A 7,501-nucleotide genomic window follows, 5' to 3' on the forward strand; every position below is an offset into this window, starting at 1 on the left:
GGTTTTGAAGGGTATACCGGAAAAAGTGTGCATTTTTTGGGATTTCAAGAGATGGCAAAGAAATTTTCAAATCTCCTCCTGACTCCTGACTCCTGACTCCTGACTCCTGACTCCTGACTCCTATGCCCTCACGGAAAGACTTTCTCAGCAACCCCTAAAATACTATTATTATGCCTTGGTCAAGAATTATTAGTGGAATTATTGCGATCGCTCTAGCTTTATCTTCAACCTTATTAGGTGGTTGGTACTTTACCATAGCTATGGCGATCGTTGTCTTTTTAGGTCAACAAGAATATTTTAATTTAGTTAGATCCAGAGGTATTGCTCCCGCAGCTAAAACTACTATAGTTGTCAGTTTAATTTTACTGGCTATTTGTACTCTCAATGCCAGTTTAGCGGATGCTATCATGCCCATAGCAGGAACTTTTATTTGTTTTTACCTGCTTTTTCAACCCAAATTTGCTACCATTGCTGATATTTCCGCTTCTATTATGGGGCTGTTTTATGTCGGTTATTTACCGAGTTACTGGGTACGTTTGCGAAATCTCAATAGTACAAATATTATTAGTAATCTTCCTTTTGGTGGCTACTGGCCTGAAAACTGGAATCAAATTTTTACCCCAGAAAATATCACTGGTTTACCCGAAGGTTTAACATTTACAGTTTTAACTTTTTTATGTATTTGGGCTGCTGATATTGGTGCTTATTTTTTTGGTAAGTTTTTCGGTAAAACTCCTTTATCAAATATCAGTCCGAAAAAAACTGTAGAAGGGGCAATTTTTGGTATTAGCGGCAGTCTCATAGTAGCAGTAGCCGGTGCTTATTTTCTCCATTTTCCTTACTCTGTGATCTCTGGTTTAACTTTGGGTTTATTGATAGGTGTTGCTAGTCTTTTAGGCGATTTAACTGAATCTATGTTAAAACGAGATGCAGGAGTAAAAGATTCAGGACAATTGATACCCGGTCACGGTGGTATATTAGACCGGACTGATAGTTATATTTTTACCGCCCCTTTAGTTTACTATTTTGTCACACTCATTTTACCTTTGTTAAAGTGATAGTTGATAGTTGACAGTTGATAGTTGATAGGGAAACATCAAATTTATTACCCAGTCACCAGTCACCAATCACCAGTCACCAATCACCAATCACCAATCACCAATCACCAATCACCAATCACCAGTTACCAATCACCAATCACCAATCACCAGTCACCAGTCACCAATCACCAATCACCACTTATCAATTGTCAATTATCAATTGTCAATTATCTATTATGGGTTGACGTTGATGCGTCCACGACATAAGATTTGGCTAAATTCCAAAGTTAATTCTTGGAGGTCAACGTCTGAACCAAGGTCTAAATTGTATCCAGGATTATTTTCTAAAATTGGTTCTTGATTATACAGAATTTTAATCTGTGTTAATTGTAGTTCTTGACTGTTCAGCAGTTCTAGACCTAAAGAAATTTCTAAAGATATAGGTTCTCTGTCAGTTGCTACAAGTCCATACAGTATTAAATGCTGATTGTCAAGTGTAATTTTCTGCCAACAAATAGGCTTGTGTTTTTCCCATAATTCTGGTAATAGTTTGAACAGTACATCATTTAAGCCAGTTGACAATAATTGCGATGAAAGAGATTTATTCAGATCCCCTTCATCTACCACCAGTTCACCAACTACGGGAACTATTTCCAATAATTTAAGGGGTTTACCCCTGACTATGGAACCAATGTTTATCTGTATATTTTCAGCTGAAAGTTGAATGCGTGTAACATGGATACCCTGATAAACTACATTAGTAGCAAAAATAGATACCATAGGAATACAGCCAGAAAGGATTTGGCGATCGCTTGCTCCAATCTCTATCTCAATCTGTGATACTTGAGTTAATTGTGTTTTTAGCCATAGCTTAATTGCCGTGGTTAGTGCTTGAGTAATTAACCTTATTTTCTTACTATTGGCGGATGGGGGGTTTTTATCTGTCATTGAACAAGGTTATTGCTTAGTATTTGATATTTGCTCAAAAATCACGAGATCTTAAACAGTTCTTAACTGTAATGGTGATTGCTATTAACTGAGAAATGGCAAGATTCACTTTTAGGTATCAACTCCACAAAACTTGGAACAATTAATAATAAGTCTGAATTAACAAAGTATACAAAATTTATACATGGAGGCACGAGTACAAAAAATTATTTCTCAATGGGGTATAGCCTCACGTCGTGAAGCTGAGGAGATGATTAAGCAATCACGAGTGCAGATAAATGGGATTGTGGCACATTTAGGTCAAAAAGTCGATCCCCAACGAGACACTATTTGCATTGATGGTAAACCTATTTCTCACAGCGATCGCCCAGCTTTAATCTATTTGTTACTCAACAAACCCGCTGGAGTAGTTTCTACTTGTGATGATCCCCACGGTAGAACTACGGTTTTGGATCTATTACCCGAAAATTTACACAAGGGTACTGGTATTCACCCAGTGGGGCGTTTAGATGCTGACTCTACCGGAGCATTAATATTAACAAATGATGGAGACTTGACATTTTCGCTAACTCATCCCAGCCATAATATCTCTAAGACATATCATGTTGTGGTTAAAGGACATCCCCCAGAAACAGTTCTGAAGATGTGGCGTGAAGGTGTTGTACTAGAAGGTAAAAAAACACGACCTGCTAAAGTACGCTTAATTGAACGTTTGGACAACCAAAGCAAATTAGAAATAATTTTACAGGAGGGCAGAAATCGTCAGATTCGCCGTGTAGCTGAACAGTTAGGATATCCTGTGATCCAACTGCATCGCACTGCCATCGGTTCAATTCAAATACAAACACCAAAAGCTGGTTTTCTCGGTGTTGGTGACTATCGTCATCTCACCCCAGAAGAAATTATTTTTTTAAAGAATCAGTTCAGTAATAGACAACTAACAATGAACAATTGACCATTGCCTCTTCCTAAGAGTTAGAATCTTGAAAAACCGGAATTTTTGGCTTTTTTTACCTGGAAATCGGGGATTTTCAACCTTGAATAACACAATTATCAATTGTCAATTGTTAATTATCAATTGATAAAACGGATACCTAATTAATGATTAAGTTGAGTTAAGGAGTGGAATAAAAATTATGAAATTGAAATGGCTAAGAAAAAAAGATGAAAAACCCAGCAAACCATCAATAGAAGAACAACAGGCGGAAAAATTAGCACAAATGGGCGCTAAACTCGCGGTTTTGCGTCAACAAAAGGGTTTATCTATGGATGAAATTGTGTTAATCACCAGAATTCCTCGCCGACTATTAAACGCCATTGAAGTAGGTGATTTAAGCGATTTACCAGAACCTATTTACACTCAGGGTTTAATCAGGCAATTTGCTGATGCACTAGGGGTGAAGGGTGCTGAATTTGCCAGCCATTTTCCTCTCGGTTCTCAAAAAGTCAGTTTTCAACGCAATTGGCAACCCCAACCTTTTTTTCAACTACGTCCTCTTCATCTGTACTTGCTTTACATTGTCGTCATAGTATGCTCTGTAACTAGTTTATCTCAGTTATTGAATCAAACCGCTTTAGAAGCAAACAATAGCCAAAATCAACTAAAGGCGGAGAAAAATGACGATTTAAAGCCTCAGAAACTGCAAGCCCAGGATTTAAAGGCAATTCCATCTGATATCAACAGTTCAGAAACTGAAACTGTAGAAATTGATGTTACCTTGCAGTCCTCATCTTGGGTTCGTATTGTCGCTGATGGTAAAACCGAGTTTGAGGGAGTTCTACCAAAAGGATCTCACCGCAAATGGAAAGCTGCTGAAGAACTGACCGTAAAAACTAACAATGCTGGGGGTGTGTTGATGAGCGTTAATCAGCAACAACCTAAACAAATGGGACAACCAGGGAAATTTCAGGAAGTCAGGATTGCCGCTAAGGTCAGGTCTTGAAACGTCGTGCGCCAGTAGGGATAGGTTATCCAAGTATTAAATTTATCAGTGGCATACAACACAATATAGGAAACATTGTGCTGTTATCTGCCAATATCATATACTACACATAACTAAAAATAGCTATGTTTCCTTGAGACTGCTAATTAGGTTAAACCAACCCCTACTAACCATGAGGTTTTGAGTACGGAATAGAGGTTTCAGCTTTATACTACGCACCCAGAAAAAGTTAATCAGGAAAAGTTAATCATCAACTTATGGGAGCGCGTCCATAAAGATTGGTGAGAATTTTCAAGCGATCGCGCAATTCCTTAGTCAAAACCTCTTGCTGATAACGCCATTCCCAATTACCCTCAGCCGTACTGGGATAATTCATTCTGGCTTGAGTTCCCAATCCCAAAACATCCTGTAAAGGAATAATCGCTTGATTAGCGATGGAACTCAAAGCTAAACGAATTAAATCCCAGTGTATACCATCAGGGCTAATATTTCCCAAATATAACAGTAAATTTTGCTTTTCGTAATCATTCGTAGTATTGAACCAGCCTAGAGTCGTGTCATTGTCGTGAGTGCCAGTGTAAACTACTGCATTGCGTGGGTAATTAAAAGGTAAAAACGGATTACCAGGATCTGAACCAAAGGCAAATTGTAATACCTTCATCCCCGGAAACTCAAATTGATCTCGTAGTGCTTCCACTTCTTCTGTAATAATCCCCAAATCTTCGGCTAAAATCGGTAATTTGCCCAGTTTTTGTTTAATAACTGCAAAAAATTCTACCCCTGGCGCTTTGATCCATTCTCCATTGATGGCGGTTTCTTCTCCTTGGGGTACAGCCCAATAAGCCTCAAACCCTCGGAAATGGTCAATCCGAATTATATCAACATAATCCAGCATAGCCTCAAAACGTTGCACCCACCATTTAAAGTCCTGCTTTTGCAACTTTTCCCAGTTGTAAACCGGGTTGCCCCATAATTGACCAGTGGCGCTAAAATAATCTGGTGGAACTCCTGCCATTAAAGCCGCTGCACCTGTTTCTTCATCCAAAGCAAAAAATTCAGGATTTGCCCATACATCAGCACTATCATGAGCTACGTAAATGGGGATATCACCAATAATATCTACACCATTTTGATTAGCGTAATTCTTGAGTTCTGACCATTGACGGAAAAACTCATATTGGATGAACTTGTAATAAAATATTTCTTGTGTTAACCCTTGTTCCATCCGGGCCAATGCTGCGGGTTCTCTTTTTGCCAGTTCTAGTTCCCAAGTGTACCAACTAGCTCCATTGTGGGCATCTTTGAGCGCCATAAACAAAGCATAGTTATCCAGCCAATAGCCTCTGGTGTTGCAAAAAGTGTGAAAAGCTTTTCTTTGGATAGCGGTGGCGTGATGTTTAAAATTTTCGCAAGCTTTTTTGAGCAGATTGGTTTTAATGGGAATAACTCGCTCAAAATCCACTTTATCAGCCGGAAATGCTGGTAAATTCGCAAAATCTGCTTCAGATAACAAACCCTCATCTACCAGCTTATCTGGACTAATCAGCAGGTGATTTCCTGCCATTGCTGAGTAGCACATATAAGGAGAATTACCATAACCAGTAGGTCCTAAAGGTAAAACTTGCCAATATTGCTGGTAGCTATCTTTGAGAAAATCAATAAAACGATAAGCTTTATCCCCTAAATCCCCAATCCCGAAACGACTGGGGAAACAAGTTGGATGCAGTAAAATTCCGCTTGATCTAGGAAAAGGCATAGTTAATGGTGAATGTGAGTAGATTGTTGATGAGGACTTACACAAATGTTACATTTAATTGATTTTTTAGGGACACTAAATTAAAAATATGTTGATTCTTAACAATAACAACAGAAATCCTGCTCCTACCGTTGATATTATTATTGAATTAATTGATCGACCTCATCGCCCGATCATTCTGATTGAAAGACATAATGAACCTTTAGGATGGGCTATTCCCGGAGGGTTTGTAGATTATGGTGAACCTGTGGAAGTGTCAGCACGCAGGGAAGCCGAGGAAGAAATAGGTTTAAAAATAGAGTTAATTGAACAGTTTTTGGTTTATTCTGATCCTAGTCGTGATCCTCGTCAACATACAATTAGTATTGTATTTTTGGCAACTGCGACGGGTGAACCTGTTGCGGGTGATGATGCTAAGGGTGTAGGTGTTTTTGAGCCTTGGTGTGTACCGATTAACTTATGTTTTGACCATGACCGGATTTTGCGGGATTATTTCCGGTATCGGAATTATGGGATTCGTCCCCGGTTGGGATTAGAGAAATGAGCTACTCATCGGATAATAGTTCCAACAAGCATCAACAAATATTGTAAAATATCATGCTGTGTAAGAATTCAGGATACAGAATACAGGATTCCTGAATTCTGATTCCTGACTTCTTACCATACTGTTTTATACTCAATTCTCTCCAGCCCTAAATAGGAGTATATATGGAGCCAATTATTGCTATAGTTTTAGCACTCATAGGTTATGCTTTAGGATCTGCAAAACTGGTTAATCAAGGTAATGAAGCTCTAGTTGAACGCTTGGGAAAATATCATCGAAAACTAAAACCAGGACTTAATTTCATTGTTCCCTTTCTTGATCAAATTGTTATGGAAGATACCACCAGGGAACAGATTTTAGATGTTAAGCCCCAGAATGTCATTACTAAAGATGGTATTTACATGGAAATAGATGCAGTTGTTTACTGGCGCATTGTCGAGATAGAAAAAAGCTTTTATGCAGTTGATGATTTGGAACAGGCACTTTCAAATTTAGCTACAACTACAGTGCGGGAAATTATAGCCCAGAAAACTGTAGAGGAAGCTAATATGTCTAGGGCAGATATGGACAAAAGCATATTAGATCAATTAAATCCAACTTCACGGACTTGGGGAGTCGAAATTCTGCGGTTGGATTTTCAGCGAATTACACCCCCTGAAAGTGTACAGAAGTCAATGGAAGAGGAAAGAGCAGCAGAAATTAGAAAACGGGCGGTAATCGCTGCTGCTGAAGGTGAGAGACAAGCAGCTATTAAGAAAGCCGAAGGAACTAAGACTTCAATGGAAATTATTTCTGAAGCTATACGTTCCCATCCCGAAAGCAAAGATATTTTAAGATATCTTGTAGCTCAAGATTATGTACAAGCCAGCCAAAAATTGGGCGAAAGTAATAACGCTAAAATTGTGTTTGTAGATCCAGCTAATTCTACAGATATGTTTCAAGAATTAATTGCTGAATCTGTAACTAAAGAAGATGATGGTAAAACTTCTGGTAATGGTAAGAATTAGAGGCAAAAGGCAAAAGGCAAAAGGCAAGAGGTAAGAGGTAAGAGGTAAGAGGTAAGAGGTAAGAGGTAAGAGGTAAGAGGTAAGAGGCAAGAGGCAAGAGGCAAGAGGCAAGAGGCAAGAGGTAAAAGTAAATTAATTTTACCCAATCACCAATCACCAATCACCAATCACCAATCACCAATCACCAATCACCAATCACCAATCACCAATCACCAATCACCAATCACCAATCACCAATCACCAATCACCAATCACCAATCACC

General features: G+C 38.7%; 8 protein-coding genes. 6 read left to right on the plus strand and 2 right to left on the minus strand.

All coding sequences use genetic code 11. The annotated features are described in order from the left end of the window. Positions 1-170 precede the first annotated feature (170 nt). A complete protein-coding gene (locus FFR48_RS23330; RefSeq protein ID WP_137669010.1) occupies positions 171-1,058 on the plus strand; it encodes a phosphatidate cytidylyltransferase in 888 nt (295 codons plus the stop codon). 17 nt (positions 1,059-1,075) lie between these two features. Further along, a complete protein-coding gene (locus FFR48_RS23335) occupies positions 1,076-1,285 on the plus strand; it encodes a hypothetical protein (protein ID WP_137669011.1) in 210 nt (69 codons plus the stop codon). On the opposite strand, the gene FFR48_RS23340 is transcribed toward FFR48_RS23335, so the two are convergent. Beyond that, positions 1,275-1,988 carry an LmeA family phospholipid-binding protein gene (locus FFR48_RS23340; RefSeq protein WP_137669012.1) on the minus strand — a complete coding sequence of 238 codons (714 nt, stop codon included), beginning with the start codon at positions 1,986-1,988 and terminating at the stop codon, positions 1,275-1,277. The genes FFR48_RS23335 and FFR48_RS23340 overlap by 11 nt on opposite strands. Before the next feature lie 184 nt (positions 1,989-2,172). Here FFR48_RS23340 and FFR48_RS23345 point away from each other — a divergent pair, with 184 nt between their 5' ends. Together FFR48_RS23345 and FFR48_RS23350 are read left to right on the plus strand one after the other, a co-directional pair. Next, the gene (locus tag FFR48_RS23345; protein WP_137669013.1) at positions 2,173-2,943 is read left to right on the plus strand and encodes a pseudouridine synthase; all 771 of its coding nucleotides are present in this window, start codon (positions 2,173-2,175) and stop codon (positions 2,941-2,943) included. A gap of 187 nt (positions 2,944-3,130) precedes the next feature. Then, complete coding sequence (locus FFR48_RS23350; RefSeq protein ID WP_137669016.1) at positions 3,131-3,931, plus strand: helix-turn-helix domain-containing protein; 801 nt, start codon at positions 3,131-3,133, stop codon at positions 3,929-3,931. A 250-nt stretch (positions 3,932-4,181) separates the two neighbouring features. Here the strand turns inward: FFR48_RS23350 and malQ are convergent, their stop codons facing one another. Then, positions 4,182-5,687, minus strand: a complete 1,506-nt coding sequence (gene malQ / locus FFR48_RS23355) for a 4-alpha-glucanotransferase (RefSeq protein WP_137669014.1) — start codon at positions 5,685-5,687, stop codon at positions 4,182-4,184. Positions 5,688-5,775: 88 nt separating this feature from the next. On the opposite strand from malQ, the gene FFR48_RS23360 reads away from it, so the two are divergent. Then, positions 5,776-6,231, plus strand: a complete 456-nt coding sequence (locus FFR48_RS23360; protein WP_096566894.1) for an NUDIX domain-containing protein — start codon at positions 5,776-5,778, stop codon at positions 6,229-6,231. Positions 6,232-6,395: 164 nt separating this feature from the next. Beyond that, on the plus strand, positions 6,396-7,238 hold the full coding sequence (locus FFR48_RS23365) for an SPFH domain-containing protein (RefSeq protein WP_137669015.1): 843 nt from the start codon (positions 6,396-6,398) through the stop codon (positions 7,236-7,238). The last annotated feature ends 263 nt before the right edge of the window (positions 7,239-7,501 follow it).

The organism is Sphaerospermopsis reniformis (genome assembly GCF_005402885.1).
Lineage (GTDB): Bacteria > Cyanobacteriota > Cyanobacteriia > Cyanobacteriales > Nostocaceae > Sphaerospermopsis > Sphaerospermopsis kisseleviana.

Excerpts from the sequence above, each read along its gene's own strand:
- FFR48_RS23330 (WP_137669010.1), top strand. The coding sequence starts at position 171 with ATGCCTTGGTCAAGAATTATTAGTGGAATTATTGCGATCGCTCTAGCT.
- FFR48_RS23340 (WP_137669012.1), bottom strand. The coding sequence starts at position 1,988 with ATGACAGATAAAAACCCCCCATCCGCCAATAGTAAGAAAATAAGGTTA.
- FFR48_RS23345 (WP_137669013.1), top strand. The coding sequence starts at position 2,173 with ATGGAGGCACGAGTACAAAAAATTATTTCTCAATGGGGTATAGCCTCA.
- malQ (WP_137669014.1), bottom strand. The coding sequence starts at position 5,687 with ATGCCTTTTCCTAGATCAAGCGGAATTTTACTGCATCCAACTTGTTTC.
- FFR48_RS23360 (WP_096566894.1), top strand. The coding sequence starts at position 5,776 with ATGTTGATTCTTAACAATAACAACAGAAATCCTGCTCCTACCGTTGAT.
- FFR48_RS23365 (WP_137669015.1), top strand. The coding sequence starts at position 6,396 with ATGGAGCCAATTATTGCTATAGTTTTAGCACTCATAGGTTATGCTTTA.